This is a genomic window from Frankia gtarii (assembly GCF_025403375.1).
Lineage (GTDB): Bacteria > Actinomycetota > Actinomycetes > Frankiales > Frankiaceae > Frankia > Frankia gtarii.
On record NZ_JAMPTM010000056.1, the window covers coordinates 1 to 20,399 of the forward strand.

General features: G+C 72.9%; 16 protein-coding genes. 4 read left to right on the plus strand and 12 right to left on the minus strand.

The features are described 5' to 3' along the window. The first annotated feature begins 732 nt into the window (after positions 1–732). The 4 genes from tal (at position 733) to pgl (ending at position 5,587) form a co-directional block, all read left to right on the plus strand. Positions 733–1,848: a transaldolase gene (gene tal, locus NBZ83_RS11055; protein ID WP_261568503.1), complete on the plus strand. Its 1,116-nt coding sequence runs from the start codon at positions 733–735 to the stop codon at positions 1,846–1,848. Positions 1,849–2,011: 163 nt separating this feature from the next. Next, positions 2,012–3,544 carry a glucose-6-phosphate dehydrogenase gene (gene zwf / locus NBZ83_RS11060; RefSeq protein ID WP_261568504.1) on the plus strand — a complete coding sequence of 511 codons (1,533 nt, stop codon included), beginning with the start codon at positions 2,012–2,014 and terminating at the stop codon, positions 3,542–3,544. 64 nt (positions 3,545–3,608) lie between these two features. Beyond that, a complete protein-coding gene (locus NBZ83_RS11065; RefSeq protein WP_261574900.1) occupies positions 3,609–4,793 on the plus strand; it encodes a glucose-6-phosphate dehydrogenase assembly protein OpcA in 1,185 nt (394 codons plus the stop codon). After that, positions 4,790–5,587 carry a 6-phosphogluconolactonase gene (gene pgl / locus NBZ83_RS11070; protein WP_261568506.1) on the plus strand — a complete coding sequence of 266 codons (798 nt, stop codon included), beginning with the start codon at positions 4,790–4,792 and terminating at the stop codon, positions 5,585–5,587. Before NBZ83_RS11065 ends, pgl begins: the two co-directional genes overlap by 4 nt. A 102-nt stretch (positions 5,588–5,689) precedes the next feature. Here the strand turns inward: pgl and NBZ83_RS11075 are convergent, their stop codons facing one another. From NBZ83_RS11075 to uvrC, 12 genes are all read right to left on the minus strand, one after another. Then, positions 5,690–6,079, minus strand: coding sequence for an SHOCT domain-containing protein (locus NBZ83_RS11075; RefSeq protein ID WP_261568507.1), 390 nt, complete (start codon positions 6,077–6,079; stop codon positions 5,690–5,692). Positions 6,080–6,342: 263 nt separating this feature from the next. Further along, positions 6,343–7,938, minus strand: a complete 1,596-nt coding sequence (locus tag NBZ83_RS11080) for a serine/threonine-protein kinase (protein WP_261574901.1) — start codon at positions 7,936–7,938, stop codon at positions 6,343–6,345. Between the two features lie 167 nt (positions 7,939–8,105). After that, a complete protein-coding gene (locus NBZ83_RS11085) occupies positions 8,106–8,441 on the minus strand; it encodes an RNA polymerase-binding protein RbpA (protein WP_009399449.1) in 336 nt (111 codons plus the stop codon). Between the two features lie 245 nt (positions 8,442–8,686). Continuing rightward, complete coding sequence (locus NBZ83_RS11090) at positions 8,687–10,501, minus strand: ABC transporter substrate-binding protein (protein WP_261568509.1); 1,815 nt, start codon at positions 10,499–10,501, stop codon at positions 8,687–8,689. Further along, entirely contained in the window at positions 10,498–10,728 is a 231-nt protein-coding gene (gene secG, locus NBZ83_RS11095; RefSeq protein ID WP_011605700.1) for a preprotein translocase subunit SecG, read from the minus strand. Before secG ends, NBZ83_RS11090 begins: the two co-directional genes overlap by 4 nt. Before the next feature lie 434 nt (positions 10,729–11,162). Beyond that, the gene (gene tpiA, locus NBZ83_RS11100) at positions 11,163–12,014 is read right to left on the minus strand and encodes a triose-phosphate isomerase (protein ID WP_261568510.1); all 852 of its coding nucleotides are present in this window, start codon (positions 12,012–12,014) and stop codon (positions 11,163–11,165) included. 33 nt (positions 12,015–12,047) lie between these two features. Further along, on the minus strand, positions 12,048–13,250 hold the full coding sequence (locus tag NBZ83_RS11105; RefSeq protein ID WP_261568511.1) for a phosphoglycerate kinase: 1,203 nt from the start codon (positions 13,248–13,250) through the stop codon (positions 12,048–12,050). A 104-nt stretch (positions 13,251–13,354) separates the two neighbouring features. Beyond that, a complete protein-coding gene (gene gap, locus NBZ83_RS11110; RefSeq protein ID WP_261568512.1) occupies positions 13,355–14,362 on the minus strand; it encodes a type I glyceraldehyde-3-phosphate dehydrogenase in 1,008 nt (335 codons plus the stop codon). 502 nt (positions 14,363–14,864) lie between these two features. Continuing rightward, a complete protein-coding gene (gene whiA, locus NBZ83_RS11115; protein ID WP_136447078.1) occupies positions 14,865–15,851 on the minus strand; it encodes a DNA-binding protein WhiA in 987 nt (328 codons plus the stop codon). 5 nt (positions 15,852–15,856) lie between these two features. After that, positions 15,857–17,113 carry a gluconeogenesis factor YvcK family protein gene (locus tag NBZ83_RS11120; protein ID WP_261574902.1) on the minus strand — a complete coding sequence of 419 codons (1,257 nt, stop codon included), beginning with the start codon at positions 17,111–17,113 and terminating at the stop codon, positions 15,857–15,859. A gap of 2 nt (positions 17,114–17,115) precedes the next feature. Continuing rightward, positions 17,116–17,985: an RNase adapter RapZ gene (gene rapZ / locus NBZ83_RS11125; RefSeq protein WP_163552808.1), complete on the minus strand. Its 870-nt coding sequence runs from the start codon at positions 17,983–17,985 to the stop codon at positions 17,116–17,118. After that, positions 17,982–20,297: an excinuclease ABC subunit UvrC gene (uvrC, locus tag NBZ83_RS11130; protein ID WP_261574903.1), complete on the minus strand. Its 2,316-nt coding sequence runs from the start codon at positions 20,295–20,297 to the stop codon at positions 17,982–17,984. The genes rapZ and uvrC overlap by 4 nt, the downstream gene beginning before the upstream one ends. Positions 20,298–20,399: the final 102 nt, after the last annotated feature.

Sequence of the window (20,399 nt, forward strand, 5' to 3'; positions counted from 1 at the left end):
GGGTCGGGGGCACCCTGGGCCGGGACATGGTCCAAGGCGGGCTGGTGCGTGGTTGCGGCGCTCACCGACGTGGAGGTGCCCGACCGCACCGGTCCGCGTGTGGTGACGTGCCGGCGTCGAAGGGCGGCCTCGGTAGACAGAGCGACCTCGCGATCGGCGGGATCGGCGGACGACCCGCACTGTACGGAGCCCCGGGGACGGAGCGGACGGTGTTCTACGACGTGTCGGAGTCTAGCCGCCGGATTGGGGCGCACGCGCGGCGGTCGTGCCCGGACCGGGCAACGGGTCGTGCGGCCTGAATCACGTCGCCGGTCGCGCGGCCAGCCGCCCGGGCCGCCGGACGGGATCGTCCCCCCACGGCCGGTGCCCGCCGTGGTGTGTCTCACGGGTGGTGTCCGACCAGTTCACGCCGGCTGTTCTTCCAACTGCCACCTGCGCGTCACGGAGCTGAACACATAGGGATCAGACTGGCAGCAGACTGGGATGGAGCCGGCGCGACGGGGTAGTGCCCACAAGGGTGCACCGGAGGGCGTCGGGTTGGAGCCAGCGGGCGTCGGATCGGATCGGAGCCGGCCGGCGCCGGCCGCTACGCACCGGTCGGCTGCGACCTGGTCGGCCGCACCCCGGTCGGCCGCACCCCGGATCCGATTCCCGGCGACGGGCATGACCAGCACCGAGAACGGCTTGACCTGTTGTGGATGTTCACCGCCCGCGGAGAGGAACCAAAGCCCGATGAGCAACCCCCTGTCCGAGCTCTCGGCCGCCGGAGTGGCGGTCTGGTTGGACGACATCAGCCGGGACCGGCTGCGCACCGGCAACCTCGCTGATCTGGTCGCCAACCGCAGCGTCGTCGGCGTCACCAGCAACCCGACGATCTTCCAGAAGGCGATCGCGTCCAGCGACCTGTACAACGAGCAGCTGCGCGACCTGACGGTGCGTGGCGTCGACGTCGGCGAGGCGGTGCGCGCGATCACCGCCGCCGACGTCCGCGAGGCCTGCGACGTGCTGCGCGGTGCCTACGACGCCTCCGGCGGGGTCGACGGGCGGGTGTCCCTCGAGGTCGACCCCCGCCTGGCCCACGAGACCGAGCGCACCGTCGCCGAGGCCCGGGCGCTGTGGTGGCTGGTGGACCGGCCCAACCTGTTCATCAAGATCCCGGCCACCCTGGCCGGGCTGCCGGCAATCACCGAGACCCTGGCCCAGGGCATCAGCGTGAACGTCACGCTGATCTTCGGCCTGGACCGCTACGACGCCGTCATCGACGCGTTCATGGCGGGTGTCGAGAAGGCAGTCGACGCCGGCCGGGACGTCGGCGACCTGACCTCGGTCGCGTCGTTCTTCGTCAGCCGGGTCGACTCCGAGGTCGACGCGCGCCTGGACAAGATCGGCACGCCGGAGGCGAAGGCGCTGCACGCCAAGACAGCCATCGCGAATGCCCGATTGGCCTACGAGCGGTACGAGAAGGCGTTCGCCACCGACCGGTGGAAGGCGCTGGCCGCGAAGGGCGCGAAGCCGCAGCGGCCGCTGTGGGCGTCGACCTCGACGAAGGACCCGTCCCTGCCGGACACGATCTACGTGTCCGAGCTGGTCGCGCCCGGCACCGTCAACACCATGCCCGAGGCGACCCTGCAGGCGTTCGCCGACCATGGCCAGGTCCGCGGGGACACCATCCGCCCCTACTACGACGACGCCCGCCAGGTGTTCGCCGCGCTGGCCTCTGTCGGCGTGGACCTCGACGACGTGATCGAGACCCTGGAGACTCAGGGCGTGCAGAAGTTCGAGGACTCGTGGAACCAGCTGCTCGGCACCATCGCGCAGCAGCTCGGCCGACCCGGTTCGGACAGCTAGCCGGGACGCGCCGCGTCGTGAGCACGGTCGGCGATCGGCCGGGCGGCCTGACGACCGGACCGGACCACAGCCGTGGTGATCGTCTCAACGTCCGTCATGGACAGGCGACGGTCCCAGGTGAAACAACCTCGGGTAGACCGAAGCGAGAACGAAGGGGGAACGGGTGGCGCCCACGGTGAGATCCAACCCGCTGCGGGATCCACGTGACCGCAGACTGCCCCGGCTGCCGGACGCGAGCGCCCTCGTGGTGTTCGGTGCGACCGGCGACCTGGCCCGCAAGAAGCTGATTCCCGCCGTCTACGACCTGTTCAACCGCGGGTTGCTGCCGCCCGGGTTCGTGCTGCTCGGATTCGCCCGCCGGGACTGGTCGGACGGCGACTTCGCCGAATTCGCCCGCGAGTCCGCCGAGAAGGGGGCGCGTACCCCGTTCCGGGAGGAGGTCTGGGACCGGCTGGCCGGTTCCGTCCGCTTCCTGCAGGGTTCCTTCGACGACGACGCGGCCTTCGACCGGCTGGCCTCGACGCTGGAGGACCTGGAGCGCTCGCACGGCATCGGGGGCAACGCCGCGTTCTACCTGTCCGTCCCGCCCTCGGCGTTCCCGGTCGTGCTCAAGCAGATGCAGCGCACGAGCCTGTCCTCGGCGGCGGACTCGGGCGGCTGGCGCCGCGTCGTCATCGAGAAGCCGTTCGGGCACGATCTGACCTCGGCCCGCGACCTCAACGCCCTGGTCGACGACGTGTTCACCCCCTCGGGGGTATACCGGATCGATCATTACCTGGGCAAGGAGACGGTGCAGAACCTGTTCGCGCTGCGGTTCGCGAACAACCTGTACGAGCCGATCTGGAACTCGCAGTTCGTCGACTCGGTGCAGATCACCATGGCCGAGGACGTCGGCATCGGCACCCGCGCCGGCTTCTACGACGAGACCGGCGCCGCCCGCGACGTGCTCCAGAACCACCTGCTCCAACTGCTCGCCCTCACCGCGATGGAGGAGCCGGTCAGCTTCGGCCCGGAGACGATCCGCACCGAGAAGCTCAAGGTCCTGCGCGCCGTCTCGCTGCCCGCCGACCTTGCCCGCTTCGCCGTGCGCGGCCAGTACGAGCAGGGCTGGCTCGCCGGGGAACGGGTTCCCGGCTATCTCGACGAGAAGGACATCCCGCCGGATTCCCGGACGGAGACGTTCGCCGCGGTGCGCCTGGGCATCGAGACCCGCCGCTGGGCCGGGGTGCCGTTCTACCTGCGGACCGGCAAGCGGCTCCCCCGACGGGTCACCGAGATCGCGATCGTGTTCAAGAAGGCGCCGCACCTGCCCTTCGACCAGACCGATACCGCCGAGCTCGGCAACAACCAGCTGGTCATCAGGGTGCAGCCCGACGAGGGCGTCACCCTGAAGTTCGGCTCCAAGGTGCCGGGCTCGGCGATGGAGGTCCGCGACGTCGCGATGGACTTCCTGTTCGGCGAGGCGTTCACCGAGGCGCTCCCCGAGGCCTACGAGCGGCTCATCCTCGACGTGCTGCTCGGCGACGCGACGCTGTTCCCGAACAACGCCGAGGTCGAGGAGTCCTGGCGGATCATCGACCCGCTCGAGGAGTACTGGGCGAGCACGACCCCGCACCGCTACCGGGCCGGCAGCTGGGGGCCGGCGGCGGCGGACGAGATGCTCGCCGCGGACGGCCGCCGGTGGCGGCGGCCGTGAGCGGGCCCGCCCGTCGGCGCCCAGCCGGCGTCCACCCACTCCTGCGGACGGATAGGAGCCCCTCGTGACCACGCTGTGGGACACCACCGGTTCTGAGGTGGTCAAGGCCCTGTCCGCCGAGCGGCGGGCGGCCGGGGCGTTGGCCTTCGGCCTGGCGCTCACCCTCGTCGCCGTCGTCGACGAGAAACACGTCAGCGAGGCGGAGGGCGCGGCGACGCTCGCGGCCTCCGCCCACCCGTGCCGGCTGCTCATCGTCGTGCGCCGGCAGATCGAGTCGCCGCACCCGCGGCTGGACGCCGAGGTCTCGATCGGCGGCCGGCTCGGCCCTGGTGAGGCAGTTGTCATGCGGATGTCGGGGCGCCTGGCGCTGCACGCCGAGTCGGTCGTGCTGCCGCTGCTCGCCCCGGACGCCCCGGTCGTCACCTGGTGGCACGACGAGCCGCCGGCCCGGATCGCCTACGATCCGCTCGGCGTCTTCGCCGACCGCCGCGTCACCGACGTCACCACCGCCGCCGAACCACTGTCCGCGTTGTTCCAGCGGGCGGCGGACTTCGCCCCGGGCGACACGGACCTGTCGTGGACCCGCCTGACGCCGTGGCGGACCCTGCTCGCCGCGGCGTTCGACACCGTCACCGACACGCCGGAATCGGCCGTGATCACCTCCGGGCAGGCCAATCCGAGCGCCCAGCTGTTCGCCGGCTGGCTGAAGAACAAGCTCGGCATCCCCGTCACCGTCGAGGAGGTCGGAACCCGCCCCGACGTCACGAAGGTGACCGTGTCCTTCGGCGGGGCCGAGCTCGCGATCGCCCGGACCGACTCCCGCACGGCGACGATCTCCCGGTCCGGCTATCCGGACCGGGTGCTGCCGCTGCCGGGACGCGGCGTCGGCGAGCTGCTCGCCGAGGAGCTGCGCCGGCTCGACGACGACGAGGTCTTCGGCGAGGCCCTGGGCACCTGGAGCGGACTGGCGAACCTCGGCGCCCGCTCGCCGCACCGCGAACACATCTGGCGTGACCCGATGGACAAGTCCGTGACGGTCACCAGCACGGCCCCGCCCTCCGGCGAGGCACATGCCGCCCAGGACGGGACGACCAAGGCCGAAACAGTCAAGGCCGAAACAGTCAAGGCCGAGGCGACCAAGACCGGGGCAGCCAGGACCGGGGCGGCGTCCTCCGCCGGGAGCACTCCGACCGTCGGCCGGTCGGGTTCCACCGCCCGGCCGGAGCGGCCGAAGGCAGGCGGGGCATGACGGCGGAGCCGCAGCTCGTCCCGCACCGCGACGCCGGCATCCTCGCCCGCGCCGCCGCCGCCCGGCTGATCACTCGCCTGATCGACGGGCAGGCCGCCCGCGGTGAGGCGTCGGTCGTCCTCACCGGCGGCGGCATCGGCATCGCGCTGCTGCGCGCGGTCCGGACCAGCCCGGCGGTCGACGCGGTGGACTGGTCCAAGGTCGACGTCTGGTGGGGCGACGAGCGGTTCGTCCCCGCGGACTCGCCTGACCGCAACGATCGGCAGGCCCGTGAGGCGCTGCTCGAACACGTCCCGGTGGACCCCAAGCGGGTGTTTCCCATGGGTCACCGCGCGGCCCAGACGGCCGGCGGGGACGTCGAGGGCGGTGCCGCCGCGTCTGGCTACGCCGACCCGGAGTCCGCCGCGGCGGAGTACGCCGCCCTTCTCGCCGGCCGCGCGGCGCCGGGCGCGGTGTTCCCCGTGTTCGACGTGGTGCTGCTCGGTCTCGGCCCGGAGGGGCACGTCGCGTCACTGTTTCCGAACTCGCCGGCGGTCGTGGCCACGGAACCGGTGGTGGCCGTGCACGACTGCCCGAAGCCGCCACCGGAACGCGTCTCCCTGACGCTGCCGACGATCCAGTCCGCCCGCGAGGTATGGGTGGTGGTCGCGGGTGAGGAGAAGGCCGAGGCGGTGGCCGCGTCGTTCTCCGGAGCCGGGCCGATCGACGTCCCGGCGACCGGCGCCGTCGGCCGCGAACGCACCCTCTGGCTGGCCGACCGGGCGGCCGCCTCCCGGTTGCCGACCCGCGGCTGAGCCGCCGGCGGGTCGGCCCGAGATCGCCGGGATCCCTGGGATGGCCGGGATGGGATGGGACGGGGATGGCCGAGGCGGCCGGGATGGCAGGGACGCCGCCGCTCAGGCCAGGATCCGGGTCTTGCCGCGTTCGAACTCGACGTCGCTGATGACGCCCTGGTCGCGTAGGTCCGCAAGCTTGCCGAGTTCGTCGGCGCTGCTCGCCGGAGCCGCGGCCCGCTCGAGGTACGCCCGCCACGCCCGCTCGTCGCGCTCCGCCGCGGCACGGCTGCGCTCGTGCATGCTGCCGCCGCGGACGATGAGGTAGGCGATCACACCGAGCCAGGGCAGCACGACGATCACAGCGGTCCAGGCCGCCTTCGCCCAGCCGGACAGATCCGGACTGCGAAACACGTCAGTGATCACCGTGAACAGCAGGAACAGCCACAGGACGAAGGCAAAGAACCAGACCATGTAGAGAAACACGCTCAGCAGGGGGAAGTCGGGATCCACCGCGGCACCTCCAGTCAGTACCGTCGCCCCGGTCCCGAGGCACGGTCACCGACCCGCGCGGGGGCTTGCGGGCCGAGACCCGGGTCATACCCTTCCGCGACCGCCCCGCCGTCGCCCCCGGTCACCCATCGGGGGTGAAGCGTCCGCCACTCGATGACTCGGAGTCGGCGGGACTGGTCAGGGACCCCCGCGGGTGTTCATCGTGATCGTGGTGGTTTGTGATCGCGGTGATCGCGGTGATCGAGCGGGCATCGGCGCCGGTGTCACTCGGGTACGCGGCGCAGCACCCCATGCCCGCCGGAGGAGAGCGGGGAGGCCGGGTAGTGGTAGTCGAGGGTGCCGTCGGTGCGCAGCTCGAAGACCTCGACCTCGATCGCGGCACACACCCCGGTGCCCGCGGTGAGCCGTTCGGCGAAGCGAGCCTCGGTGCCGTCGACGGCGAGCAGTCGCAGGTCGGCGGCGCAGTCGTCGCGCGGGTTCCAGGTGCGGCCAAGGGTCTCGCCGACCCGGCCGTCGTCGAGGGCTAGCTCGGCCGGATACGAGGCGTTGTCCTGCGCGACCGTGCCCCGCCACCGTCCGATCATGCCGGCGGGCAGCTCCCTGCCACCACCACCATCACCACCACTACCGCCGGTGGTGAGGAGAAGGATCCCGACCGCCACCGCCACGATCAGCAGCAGCGCGGCGAGCACCGGGCCGGCCAGCCGCCGGCCCTGACGCGCCCAACGCGGCGCCGACCGCTGGGACCCGCCGACTGGCGGGCGCCGCCCCGACGCCACCAGGGACACTGGCGTCGCGGGCCCCCCTTCGACGTCCGGACGGCCCGCCCGTCGGCCGCTCGCGGCATCCCCCGGGCCGCCGCCCACCAGCCGACTCGCCGGGTCGCCCACCAGCCGACTCGCCGGGCCGTCCACCAGCCGGCTCGCCGGGCCGTCCCCCGCCGTACCGCTGCGGGCAACTGGGACCGCTGCGGCCACGCCGCCCGCGCCCCGGCGGCGCATGCCAGCTTCCGGACGCGCCCGCGCGGAGGCGGACAGCGCCCGGGTGAGCAGGGCGTGCGCGCCGTCCGGGCGCAGGCGGCTCGCCGGGCTCTTGGCCAGCATTCCCATGATCGCGGGAACCAGCGACCCGGCGCGGGTGAACGGGGGCGGGTCGGCGTGGACCACCGCGCCGACGGTCAGCGGCACGTTCTCCCGCTGGAACGGGGAGACACCCTCGACCGCGAGGTACAGGGTGGCGCCGAGCGCGAACAGGTCACCGGCCAGGGTCGCCGCGCCGCCGAGCAGCCGCTCGGGGGCCATGTAGGCGGGGGTTCCGCCGCTGCCGAGACCACCGGTGAGCGTCGGGTCGGAGACGTGCGTGGCGATGCCGAAGTCGGTGAGCAACACCCGGCCGTCGTGGGCCAGCAGGATGTTGGACGGCTTGACGTCGCGGTGCAGCACGCCGAGCCGCTTGCCGGCGACGAGTGCGTCGAGGACGGCGAGACCCACCTGGGCGGCGTGTTCCGCCGACAGCGGTCCCCGCCCCTCGACGGTGGCGGCGAGGGTGGCGGCGGGCACGTAGTCCATCACGATCCACGGCAGGCCGTCCTGCTCGACGGCGTCGTGGACGGTCACGACGTGCGGGTTGCCCCGTAGCCGGGCGGCGTTGCGGGCCTCCCGCATCGCCGTGTCGATCTGGCCGGCCCGCTCGGCGTCGTCGAGGTCGGCCGGGAACCGGATCTCCTTGACCGCGACGTCGACCCGCAGTACCTCGTCGTACGCCCGCCAGACGGTGCCCATCCCGCCGGCGCCCAGCCATTCGGCCAGCCGGTAGCGCCCCGCGACCAGCTGACCGGCGCCGACATCATCCACGGCCACAGCGCATCATCCTCGGCGGTGGGCCCGGCAGGGCCGGCCCGGGTCCCTCTCCCGCACGCCCGCGGGCGAACACCGACGGCAGCCCCGCCTGCCCAGTCCCGAGCGGTCGCCGCCGCGAACGCGGCACGGGCCGGGGACCGAGCGGGCGTCAGGCCCTGATCCAGAGCCTAGGGGGCGCCCCGCAGCTTGGCGAGCGCTTCCGCGAGGATCGCCTCGCCGTCCTTCTCGTTACGCCGCTCCCGGACGTAGGCGAGATGGGTCTTGTACGGCTCGGTCCGCGGCGGGGCCGGGGTGTTGTCCCGGTCCCGCCCCGCCGGAAAGCCACAGCTCGGACAGTCCCACGTGTCGGGGATGGCCGCGTCCGCGGCGAACGACGGTCTCGTCTCGTGCGCGTTGGCGCACCAGAAGGAGATGCGCTGGCGGGGCGCGGTTTCGCCCCGCTCCGCCTCTCCCATCGGTCCAGCCCCGACCCGGCTCCCCCGGATGGCGTTGCCACCTGCCACGGCCCGCGTGCTCCTTCGTCTCGTCCCATGGGTGGTAGCCCGGAATCCGCTGCGGCGGAACCGCGGTGTGTTCCACCGCGGGAACCGACAGCCGGTTCCGCAAGCATGACGTTCCCGACTACTCCCCCCGGTTGTCCCTCCGGGTACGTCCTGGGGGGAGTGTAGGCCGCCAGGGCCCAACGTGGATGCACCGACCACCCCAACCCGGCCATGCACAGCCGGGACGATCATGGGCGGGTCGGGTGTCATCCGGATCCGAGCGACACCGCGGACGGATCGGCCGTGCCGATCGAGGGGACGATCGCGAACGTCGTGACGCCCGCGCTGTGGAACACCGGGGTGTGCACGACCGCCAGGGGGATCACCGCGGCGCTGCCGACGACCGTCTGTTCCAGCGCCCCCCAGGAGGCAGCCGCGGTCGTCTCCGTCGTGGCCCGCAGAGCGTCCTCGAGCTGACGTGTGGCGTTCGGGTCGCGGTAGCCGCCGTCCGCGGGGCGCGGGCCGAGCCACTGGTCGTCCAGCAGCGGCTGGAAGACCGTGCGCCCGGCGTCGCCGAACCATGCCGGAGTGATCGTGGACAGCGCCAGGTCCCAGAACTGGCCGGTGGGGTGGACCGCCGCCGCGGCGAACCGCGCACCGGTGCGGATCCGGACGTCGAGGCGGACCCCGGAGCGGGCGAACGACGTCCGCAGCGCCTCGGTGACCGCCGCGTCGGTGGCGCTGTCCGTGGTGAGCACCGACAGCGCCGTGACGGGACCGCCGGGGGTCTGGCTGAGCGCCTCCCTGCAGCGGGCCGGATCGCCCAGGCCCGCGGGGCTCGGGAAGGGGTCGGCGTCGTGGTAGCCCGTCATCGGCTCCTGCATCAGCCCGCCCGTGGTGGCGGCGAACTCGGGGCCGCCGAGCGCCGCGGCCAGGCTCACCCGGTCGATGCAGTAGGGCAGCGCCTGGCGGATGACCGGCTCACGCAGGGCGGCCGCGGACGGCCCGTCGAGGCCGACCATCAGTGCCAGGGTGGAACCCACCGGGTCGACGACGAGACGCGGGTCCTGGGCCTTCGCGAGCTCCGCGGCCCGTCCGATCGGCAGCTCGCCGTCGAGCGACACGTCCGCGTCGCCGCGCTCGAGCTGCTGCTGCATCGCCTCGGGGGACAGCCCGTCGGTGATCGTGATGTGGTCGGGCAGTGCCCGGCGGATACCGTCCGAGGAGGCGCTCCACGACGGGTTGCGGGCCAGCCGGTAGCCCGCGGTGGCGTCGTCGTCAGGGGCGATGGTGAACCGGTAGGGCCCGTCGGAGACCAGGTTGTGCAGGTACTCCAGCGAGTCGGGCGGATAGGCCAGCGCCTCCAGCGGCACCGGCGACGCCGCGGGCAGGGCCAGCACGTCGACGAAGTCGTTCACCGGGGCAAGCAGATGGAACGCGACGGTGTCATCGCCGACGATCTCCACCCCCTCGACGGTGCTGCTTTCGACGAAGGCGGCGGCGTCCCCGACCGGGATCGCCGCGAGCTCGGTGCAGAACTCGCGGAAGCCGACGACCGTCGCGGCGAAGTAGCCGCGCAGCGGCGAGGGGTCCGGCGGCACGCACAGCCGCTTGATGCCGCGGGCGACGTCGTTGGCCGTGATCCGCCGCTGGTTCGGGGTGTCCCAGCGGGCCGCCGAGCGCAGCCGGACGGTGTAGACCAGACCGTCCTCGGTGACGATCGGCGCCCCGGCGGCCAGGTCGGGCCGCGGGACCGTCGACCTCGCGGGATCGGCGTCGGTCGGGTAGCTGTAGAGCTGGCGGGTGACAAGCCGGGCGACGGCCCGTTCACCGGGCTGGTCGGCCCAGCCGGGGTCCCCGCTGGGCATCGTCTGGGTGACGATGCGCAGGGTGCCCCCGGGCTTGGCCGCCGGCGGGGTCGTGGCGGCGACCGCCGGGGTGGGGCTGGGGGCGGCGAGGCGGCCGGAATCGCCGGAACCGCCGCTGCAGGCCGCGACGGCGACGGTGAGAACGGCGGCGAGCGCCGCGAGTCGAGACGCCGCCGGCCTGCGGGGACGGCGGCGGGCACGCGGGGCGTTCAATTCTTCAGCAGCAGACCGAGACCGATGATGCAGACGAACCAGACGGTTCCGACCAGGACGGTCAGTCTGTCGAGGTTCTTCTCCACGACGGAGGAACCACCGAGCGACGAGGACACGCCTCCGCCGAACAGGGTGGACAGACCGCCGCCCTTGGCCCGGTGCAACAAGACGAGCAGGATCATCAGAATACTCGCGATGATCAAGGCGATCGACAGACCGACCGTCATTCAGACCAGCTCCTGCTCCTCGGGGAGGTGGCAGGACGCCCGCGCCCGACTCGCCTGCGCGACAGCGGAGGCTCCACGGCCCTACACACCTCCTGCACCCTCCAGCGACGTGAATGAATCCGGCAACCGTCAGGGGTCAAGCGGTATCGGCACGTCGCCAGGCAACAATATCCGCTCGCACCGGCGAGGCCCCCGCGGAAACCGGCACCGCGAGGGCCGGTGAGTGGCCGGGGTATACGGCGGGCAGCGGCATACAGACCGGCCCCGCCTGGCCATTCTCGACGGTCCCGCCAAGATACCGCACCCCGACATGCCGGCCACGGTGACGCAGCCGGTCCGCGTCGGACGATGCACGAACATGTCCGCCTGCGGGTCCGGAGATGGCAGGAGCCCGGTCGGGGTCACACCCGACCGGGCTCTCCGTTCGAGCCGTCTCAGGCGGGCGGCCCGCTGCGCACGATGCCGACGAACTCCTCGGCGACGAGACTGGCCCCGCCGACGAGCCCGCCGTCGACGTCGGGCATGGTGAACAGCTCGCCGGCGTTCGCCGCCTTCACCGAGCCGCCGTAGAGCACGCGAATGCCCGCGGCCACCTCGTCGCCATAGAGCCGGGCGAGCTGCCCGCGCACGGCGGCGCACATGTCCTGGGCGTCCTGGGCGGACGCCGTGCGGCCGGTGCCGATCGCCCACACCGGCTCGTAGGCGATGACGATCGTCGCGGCCTGCTCGGCGGTGATCCCGGCGAGGGACCCGGCGAGCTGGCCCAGCACGTGCTCGACGTGGGTGCCGGCCGCGCGGATCTCCTCGACTTCGCCGACGCACAGGATCGGCGTGATCCCGGCGGCGTAGGCCGCCTTCGCCTTCGCGGCGACCTGGGCGTCGTCCTCGTGGTGGTCGGCGCGGCGCTCGGAGTGCCCGACGACGACGTAGGAGCAGCCGAGTTTGGCCAGCAGCGGCCCGCTGATGTCACCGGTGTGCGCGCCCGAGCCGTGCGGGGAGAGGTCCTGCCCGCCGTAGCCCAGGGCGAGCTTGTCGCCGTCGACCAGCGTCTGGACGCTGCGCAGGTCGGTGAACGGCGGGATGACGACGACCTCGACGGTTTCGAGCTCCGCGGGCTTGAGATCGAAGGCGATCTTCTGCACCAGCGCGATGGCCTCGAGGTGGTTGAGGTTCATCTTCCAGTTGCCGGCCACCAGCGTGCGCCGCCCGGTGCCCTTGTCCTTGCTCACGCGGTTCTTACCCTTCTCGGTACCCCGAACGGATCGTCCCCGGCCCAGCGGCGCCATCACCGGCCACCGGTCTCAGACATCGAGGAGGTCTCAGACATCGAGCGCCGCGAGGCCGGGCAGCGTCTTGCCCTCGAGGTACTCCAGGCTCGCTCCACCGCCGGTGGAGATGTGGCTGAAGGCGTCCTCGGGGATGCCGAGCGTGCGCACGGCGGCGGCGGAGTCCCCGCCGCCCACCACGGAGAAGCCGTCCCCGGCGGCGATCGCCTCGGCGACCCCACGGGTACCGGCGGCGAACGGCGCAAGCTCGAACACGCCCATCGGGCCGTTCCAGAACACGGTGGCGGCGCCGGCGAGCCGCCCGGCGAACAGTGCCGTGGACGCCGGGCCGATGTCCAGGCCGAGCCAGCCGTCCGCGATGCCGTCGGCGGCGACGACCGCCGTCTGGGCGTCGGCGGCGAAGCGGTCGGCGACGACGATGTCGGTCGGCAGCACGATCCGGTCCCCGCCCTCGGCAAGCAGCGCCTTGCAGGTATCGATCATCTCGGACTCGAGCAGGGAGCCCCCGACGCCGTACCCGAGTGCCGCCAGGAAGGTGAAGCACATGCCGCCGCCGACGAGCAGCGCGTCGACCTTGGGCAGCAGTGCGCGGATGACCCCGAGCTTGTCCGACACCTTCGAACCACCGAGGACCACCGCATAAGGGCGGGCAGGGTCGGCGCTGAGGCGACGCAGCACGTCGAGCTCGGTGAGCACCAGCCGGCCGGCGGCGTGCGGCAGCCGCTTGGGTACGTCGACGACGCTGGCGTGGGCCCGGTGGACCGCACCGAAGGCGTCGCCGACGTAGAACTCGGCCAGGGCGGACAGCGCGTCCGCGAACGACGCCCGGGTCACGGCGTCCTTGCTGGTCTCCCCCGGCGCGAAGCGCAGGTTCTCCAGCAGCGCCACCTCGCCGTCACCGAGGCCCGCGACGACCTCGTGCGCGCGGGCGCCGGCGATGTCACCGGTGCCGTCGCCGGCGAAGGCCACCGGCCGGCCGAGCAGCTCACCGAGACGGGCCGCGACCGGCTCCAGCGAGTACTTGGGGTCGGGCTCGCCCTTGGGGCGGCCCAGATGGGAGGTCACGATCACCCGCGCGCCGCGGTCCAGCAGCGCGGCGATCGTCGGGACACTGGCTCGGACCCGGCCGTCGTCGGTGATGCGCGGGGTGTCGCCCGAACGGTCCAGCGGCACGTTCAGGTCACTGCGGACCAGGACGCGGTGCCCGGCGACCTGCAGGTCGTCGATCGTCCTCACTCTTGGTTACTCCATTGGGCTCGAGACCGGGGGGATGAGAAACGGGGCGATGCGGCAACCACGACGGCCGGGACCGCGGACGGCGGCCCCGGCCGGAACGGCTCCTAGAGGCGGGCGCCGACCAGGGCGGTCAGGTCGACCAGCCGGTTGGAGTAGCCCCACTCGTTGTCGTACCAGCCGATGATCTTGACCTGGTTGCCGGCGGACATCGTCAGCAGCGAGTCGAAGGTGCAGGACGCCGGGGTGTTCACGATGTCGGAGGAGACGATCGGGTCCTCGGTGTAGACCAGGTAGCCCTTGAGCGGGCCCTCGGCCGCCGCCCTGAACGCCGCGTTGACCTCCTCCTTGGTGGCCGGCTTGTTCAGCGTGGCGACCAGGTCGGTGACCGAACCGTCGAGCACCGGCACCCGCATGGCGATGCCGTCGAGCTTGCCCTTGAGATGCGGCAGGACCAGCGCGGTGGCCTTGGCGGCACCGGTGGTCGTCGGGATGATGTTCTGCGCCGCCGCCCGGGCCCGACGCAGGTCCTCGTGCGGGAAGTCCAGGATGACCTGGTCGTTGGTGTAGGCGTGGATGGTGGTCATGAGGCCCTGGCTGATGCCGAACGCCTCGTCGAGGACCTTGGCCATCGGCGCCACGCAGTTCGTGGTGCAGGAGGCGTTGGACAGGATGTGGTGCTTCGCCGGGTCGTAGGCGTCGTCGTTCACGCCCACGACGATGGTGATGTCCTCGTCCTTCGCCGGGGCCGAGATGATGACCTTCTTGGCACCCGCCTTGAGGTGCTTGCCCGCGTCGGCGGCCTTGGTGAACCGGCCGGTGGACTCGATGACGATGTCCACGCCCAGCTCGCCCCACGGCAACGCGGCCGGGTCGCGCTCGGCGAGGACCTTGATCAGGGTATCGCCGACCCGGATGCCCTCCTCGACGACGCTGACCGGAGCGGCCAGCGTGCCCAGGGTGGTGTCGTACTTGAGAAGGTGCGCGAGGGTCTTGTTGTCGGTCAGGTCGTTGACGGCGACGATCTCGAGATCGTTCCGCTTGCTCGCCGCAAGCGCCCGCCAGAAGTTACGGCCGATCCGCCCGAAGCCGTTGACACCCACCCGCGTAGCCACGTCCAGAACTCCCCTACCGTCTTGTCTCGTTGTTTCGACAGTCATGACGCCGCTTGCGTCAGGACCGAAGTTCGGTATCTCGTTGTCGAGGCAGGAGCCTAACGAGTTCGCACATCATCGGCGGTAATCCGAACCGTGCGGTGTTGGTCTCCTCACACGAGGCCGCGCACCCGTCGGGGACCTGCTTCCATCCGGTCACGACGATGCTCCGCATCCGGAGGTTCCCGCCGCTCCCCACCTGACCTGCCGGGCCAGGCACGTCCCGCGCTCGCCTGCCACACCGTCCGAGCCGCCCCACCGTGCGGGCACCCCCGCAGCGCGAGGCCTGCACCGTCCCCTGTGTGCGATCCCGATGGTGCTACCTCCCGATTATTCCACGGACGATCGGGCATCGTCGGGCCGACCTCGGCACGCACCGCCACCAACGGGCGCCTATATCAGGAATAGCGATGATCTAACTAGCGAAATGCCCAGAATCGACCAGATGACGCATTGGCAGCACTCAGGCGTTCTCCAGCAGATCCGGTGACACGCTTGCCTCGGTGTTGGGGATGCCAAGGGAGTTCGCCCGCTTGTCCGCGAGCGCCAGCAGCCGCCGGATCCGCCCGGCGACGGCATCCTTGGTCAGCGGCGGGTCGGCGAGCGCGCCCAGCTCCTCCAGCGACGCCTGGGCGTGCTCCAGCCGCAGCCGGCCCGCGGCGAGCAGGTGCTCGGGCGCGTCGTCGCCAAGGATGCGCATCGCCGCCTGCACCCGCGCCCCGGCCGCGACCGCGGCGCGGGCCGACCGGCGCAGGTTGGCGTCGTCGAAGTTCGCCAGGCGGTTCGCCGTCGCCCGGACCTCGCGGCGCATCCGCCGCTCCTCCCAGGCCATCAGGCTGTCGTGCGCACCGATCTTGGTCAGCAGCGCGCCGATGGCATCCCCGTCCCGGATGACCACCCGGTCGACCCCACGCACGTCGCGGCTCTTGGCCTGCACACCGAGGCGCCGCGCCGCCCCGACCAGCGCCAGCGCCGCCTCCGGACCGGGCGAGGTCACCTCCAGCGAGCAGGACCGGCCCGGTTCCGTCAGCGACCCGTGGGCGAGGAACGCGCCCCGCCAGGCCGCCGCCGCGTCGCAGGCCGAGCCCGTGACGACCTGCGGCGGCAGCCCACGCACGGGCCGGCCACGCTGGTCGAGCAGCCCCGTCGAGCGGGCAAGCTGCTCACCGTCGCGTTCGACCCGCACGATGTACCGCACCGACCGGCGCAGCCCACCGGCGGCGAGCACCGCCACCGTGGACGGGAAGCCGAAGACCTCGGCGACCTCCCGGCGCAACCGGCGCGCGGTCGCGCCCGTATCGAGCTCCGCCTCCACCACGATGCGACCCCCGACGATGTGCAGCCCCCCGCCGAAACGCAGCAGGGCTGCCATCTCGGCCCGCCGGCAACAGGGCTTCGCGACCCGTAGCCGACTCAGTTCATCCTTGACGGTGGCCGTCATCGCCGCCACACCGATCACTCCTTGGCTTCACCGAATGGGGTCCGGCGCACGGCGCCGCCGGACGATGGGTATTTCGTGAGCGGCCGCCGGCTGCCCCCCGCGGACGACGCCCGCGGGGCCGACGGGGCAGGGGGCGTGGACGGTCCGGTGCGGACGGCCGGCGGCGCCGCCGCGGACCTGCCCCCGGGTGCCGCGGCCTGCTCGACCGCCCCGACCCGCTCGACCGTCCCGACCGTCCCGACCCGCTCGACCGTTCCGACCCGCTCGACCGTTCCGAATACCGCACGGAAGGCCGCGGCGAGGCGGGCTGGGTCGTGCACGGGCGCGCCGGGCACCCGCACAGGCGCCAGATGCAGCCGGGCGCCGAGATCCGCCGCGGCCCGCGCGAGCGGGTCGGGCTCGGGCACGGCGCTCGGATCGGCGATCACGACGTCCAGGCGCAGGCCGGGCACGTGCCGGCGCAGGGCGTCGAGGTGGGCCTGCGGGGTGTACCCGGCGGTCTCCCCCGGCTGGGCGGCCAGGTTGAGGACCATCAGCGTGCGCGCCCGCGCGGTGGTGATCGCCCGCCGCATCCCGGGTACCAGCAGGTGCGGCAGCATGCTCGTGTAGAGCGAACCCGGGCCGAGGACGAGCCAGTCGGCCGCCTGCGCCGCCGCCACCGCCTCCGCGCAGGCCGCCGGTTCCGCCGGCGCCAGCCGCACGCCGGCCACCCGCCCCGACGTGGTGGCCACCGCGGCCTGCCCGCGTACCTCGGTCACCGCCCCAGGTGCGGCCGGGTCCAGCCCGATGACGTCGGCGACGATGTCGATCCCCGCCGTGGACAGCGGCAGCACCCGGCCCCTCGCCCCGAGCAGGCCGGCGGCGAGATCGAGCGCGGCCACCGGGGAGCCGGTGCGCTCGGCCAGCCCGATCAGCACCAGGTTCCCCACCGCGTGCCCGGCCAGTGGCCCGGAGCCGGTGAACCGGTGCTGGAAGAGCTCCGCCCAGGTCGCGGGCGGGCCGTCCGGGCCGGCGAGCGCGGCCAGCGCCATCCGCAGGTCGCCCATGGGTAGCGCGCCGAACTCCGCGCGCAGCCGCCCCGACGAGCCGCCGTCGTCGCCGACGGTCACCACCGCGGTGAGCGCCGAGGTGAGCTGGCGCAGCGCGGCCAAAGAGGCGGCGAGCCCGTGGCCACCGCCGAAGGCGACGACCGCCGGCTGGCGCCCGGCGTCGGCGGCCGGCGCGGCCCGGGGCTCACGGCCGGGACCGGGTGGGTCGACGGACTCCGCCACGTTCACTCCCGTCCCAGATCGCGGTGCACGACCCGGACGCCGACGCCGTCGGCGGCCAGTCGCGCGCCGAGCTGCTCGGCCATCGCCACGCTGCGATGTTTGCCGCCGGTGCACCCGACGGCGAGGGTCAGGTACCGCTTGCCCTCCCGCGCGTAGCCCTCCCCGACCAGGCGCAGCAGAGCCGCGTACTGGTCGAGGAACTCCTGCGCCCCGGGTTGGGCGAGGACGTAGCTGCGCACCTGCGGATCCCGCCCGGTGTAGGGACGCAGCTCCTCCACCCAGTGCGGGTTGGGTAGAAACCGGCAGTCGGCGACGAGGTCGGCGTCCAACGGCAGCCCGTACTTGTACCCGAACGACACCACGGTCGCGTTGAGCCGGTTCGCGTCCGGCTGCCCGAACGCCGCATCGATCTTCGACCGCAGCTCGTGGACGTTCAGATCCGTGGTGTCGAGAACGAGGTCGGCCTCGCCGCGCAGCTCGGCGAGCAGCGCCCGTTCCCGACCGATGCCGTCGACGACCCGCTCCTCGCCCTGCAACGGATGTGGCCGGCGGACGTGGTCGAACCGCCGGATGAGCGCGTCGTCGCTGGCTTCGAGGAAGAGCATCCGCGGATGCATGCCGCGGGCGTCCAGCGCCGCGACCGCGGCCCGCAGGTCGGAGAAGAACGCCCGGCCGCGGACGTCCACGACCACGGCGATCCGGCTGACCGCGCCCCCGGAGCGGTGGCCGAGCTCCGCCATGGTGGCCAGCAGCGCGGGTGGCAGGTTGTCGACGACGAACCAGCCGAGGTCCTCCAGGCACTTGGCCGCGGTGCTACGGCCCGCGCCGGACAGGCCCGTGATGATGGCGAGGTCGAGGGTCGGGGTGGTCATGACGCCCTTCCCGAGTCGGCATGGCGCACGTGGCGCACCGTAGCGGCGGGATCGGCGGTGTCGGCCGCCGCGAGCGCCGGTGCGGTCCGCGCTGGGTCAGGGGCCGTCGGGGCCGAAGGTAGCGCCTCGTCGATGATCTCACCGGTGCGGGGGTCGACGGCGGGCACGGGCGCGGCGGCGGTCCCCGGCGCGGACCGGCCGAGCGCCGCGAGGATGGCCGCGGCGGTACGCGGCCCGATGCCGGGAACCTCGGCGATCTGCTCGACACTCGCCCCCCGCACCTTCGCCACGGAGCCGAACTGCCGCAGCAGCGCCCTGCGCCGGGTTTCCCCGAGGCCCGGCACATCGTCGAGCGCGGAGGTCACCATCGCGGCGGATCGTTTCTGGCGGTGGTAGCTGATGGCGAAGCGGTGCGCCTCGTCCCGGACCCGCTGCAACAGGTACAGCGCCTCGGAGGTGCGAGGCAGAATCACCGGCTCCGCCGAATCGGGCAGCCAGACCTCCTCCAGCCGCTTCGCGAGCCCGCACAGCGCCACCCCGCCGGGCCCGGTGTCGATGCCCAGCTCGTCGAGGGCACGGGCGGCCGCGGCGACCTGCGGCGGGCCACCGTCGACGACGACGAGGTTCGGCGGGTAGGCGAATCTGCGGGGACGGCCGGTGTCCGGGGGATCGGCGGGACCGTCGTCCGCGGGGTCGGCGATGTCGACGAGCTCCCCGGTGCGGGCTCGCTCGGCGAGGTAGCGGGAGAACCGCCGGTGGATGGTCTCGTACATGCTGGCGACGTCGTCCTGCCCGGCGTCCGCCCGCCCATGCTCGTAGCCGGCGCCGCCCGCGCCGCCGCGGATGGAGAACCGACGGTACTCCGACTTGCGCGCCAACCCGTCCTCGAAGACGACCATGCTCGCGACCACGTTGGTGCCCTGGATGTTCGACACGTCGTAGCACTCGATGCGCAGCGGCGCGTCCGGCAGCTCCAGGGCCTCCTGCAGCTCGGCGAGCGCCCGGCTGCGGGCGGTCAGGTCGCTGGCCCGCTTCATGCGGTGCAACGCCAGCGCCTGGCGGGCGTTGCGCTCCACGGTCTCCATGAGGGTGCGCTTGTCGCCCCGGCGGGGCACCCGGACCTCGACCCGCCCGCCGCGGGCGGCGCCGAGCAGCTCGGCCACGGCGTCCACGTCCGCGGGCAGAGTGGGCACGAGGATCTCGCGCGGGATGCCCGCGCCCTGTGGGTCGGTGCGTGGTGAACGGGCCGGCGGCGTGGGGCCGCCCGCCCGGCCCGGGGTTCCCCGCCCGGCCGGCGGCTCGCCGCCCTCACCGGGGGCGGCCTCCCCGACGGCTTCGTCCCTCGCGGCGACGGTGCCCGCGGTGGTGAGCGACGTGCCCTCCAGGTACTCCTGGGTGAGGAACTGCTCGACGAGGTCGGCCGTGGTCACCTCGTCGAGCCTGTCGACCACCCAGCCACGCTGCCCCCGCACCCGGCCGCCGCGGACGTAGAAGATCGCGACCGCGGCCTCCAGCTCGTCCTCGGCGAAGGCGATCACGTCGGCGTCGGTGCCGTCGGGCAGGACGACGGCCTGCTTCTCGATGGCACGCCGCAGGGCGCCGGCGTCGTCGCGCAGCCGCGCGGCCCGCTCGTACTCCTGGGCCGAGGCCGCCTGCTGCATCTGCTGCTCGAGTCGGCGCAGGTAGCGGCCGGTCTGCCCGGACATAAAGTCACAGAAGTCGTCGACGATCTCCCGGTGGGTCTCGGCGTCCACCCGGCCGACGCAGGGCGCCGAGCAGCGGTCGATGTAGCCGAGCAGGCACGGCCGGCCGACCTGCCCGGCCCGCTTGAACACCCCCGCCGAGCAGGTGCGCGCCGGGAAGACGCGCAGCAGCAGATCCAGGGTCTCCCGGATCGCCCAGGCGTGGGCGTATGGACCGAAGTACCGCACGCCCTTGCGCTTCGGTCCCCGCATGACCTGCAGACGCGGGAACTCCTCGTGGAGGGTCACCGCGAGACTCGGGTAGCTCTTGTCGTCGCGGTAGCGGACGTTGAAGCGCGGATCAAACTCCTTGATCCACGTGTACTCGAGCTGGAGGGCCTCGACCTCCGTGGCGACCACGGTCCAGTCGACGGCGTTGGCCGCCTGGACCATGTGCTGGGTACGCGGGTGGAGCGTGTGCAGATCGGCAAAGTAGTTGGCCAGCCGGGCCCGAAGGTTCTTGGCCTTGCCCACGTAGAGCACACGGCCGTGCTCGTCGCGGAAGCGGTAGACGCCGGGGGTCTCGGGGATCGAGCCCGGCGCGGGCCGGTAGGACGCCGGATCAGCCATGAACCGAGCCTACGGCGACCATCATCCCGCACGAGCAGCGCCTGCACGTAACCATTTCATCACGCATAGCGTGCGGCCTCATCGGCGGCCTCCCTCAGGGCG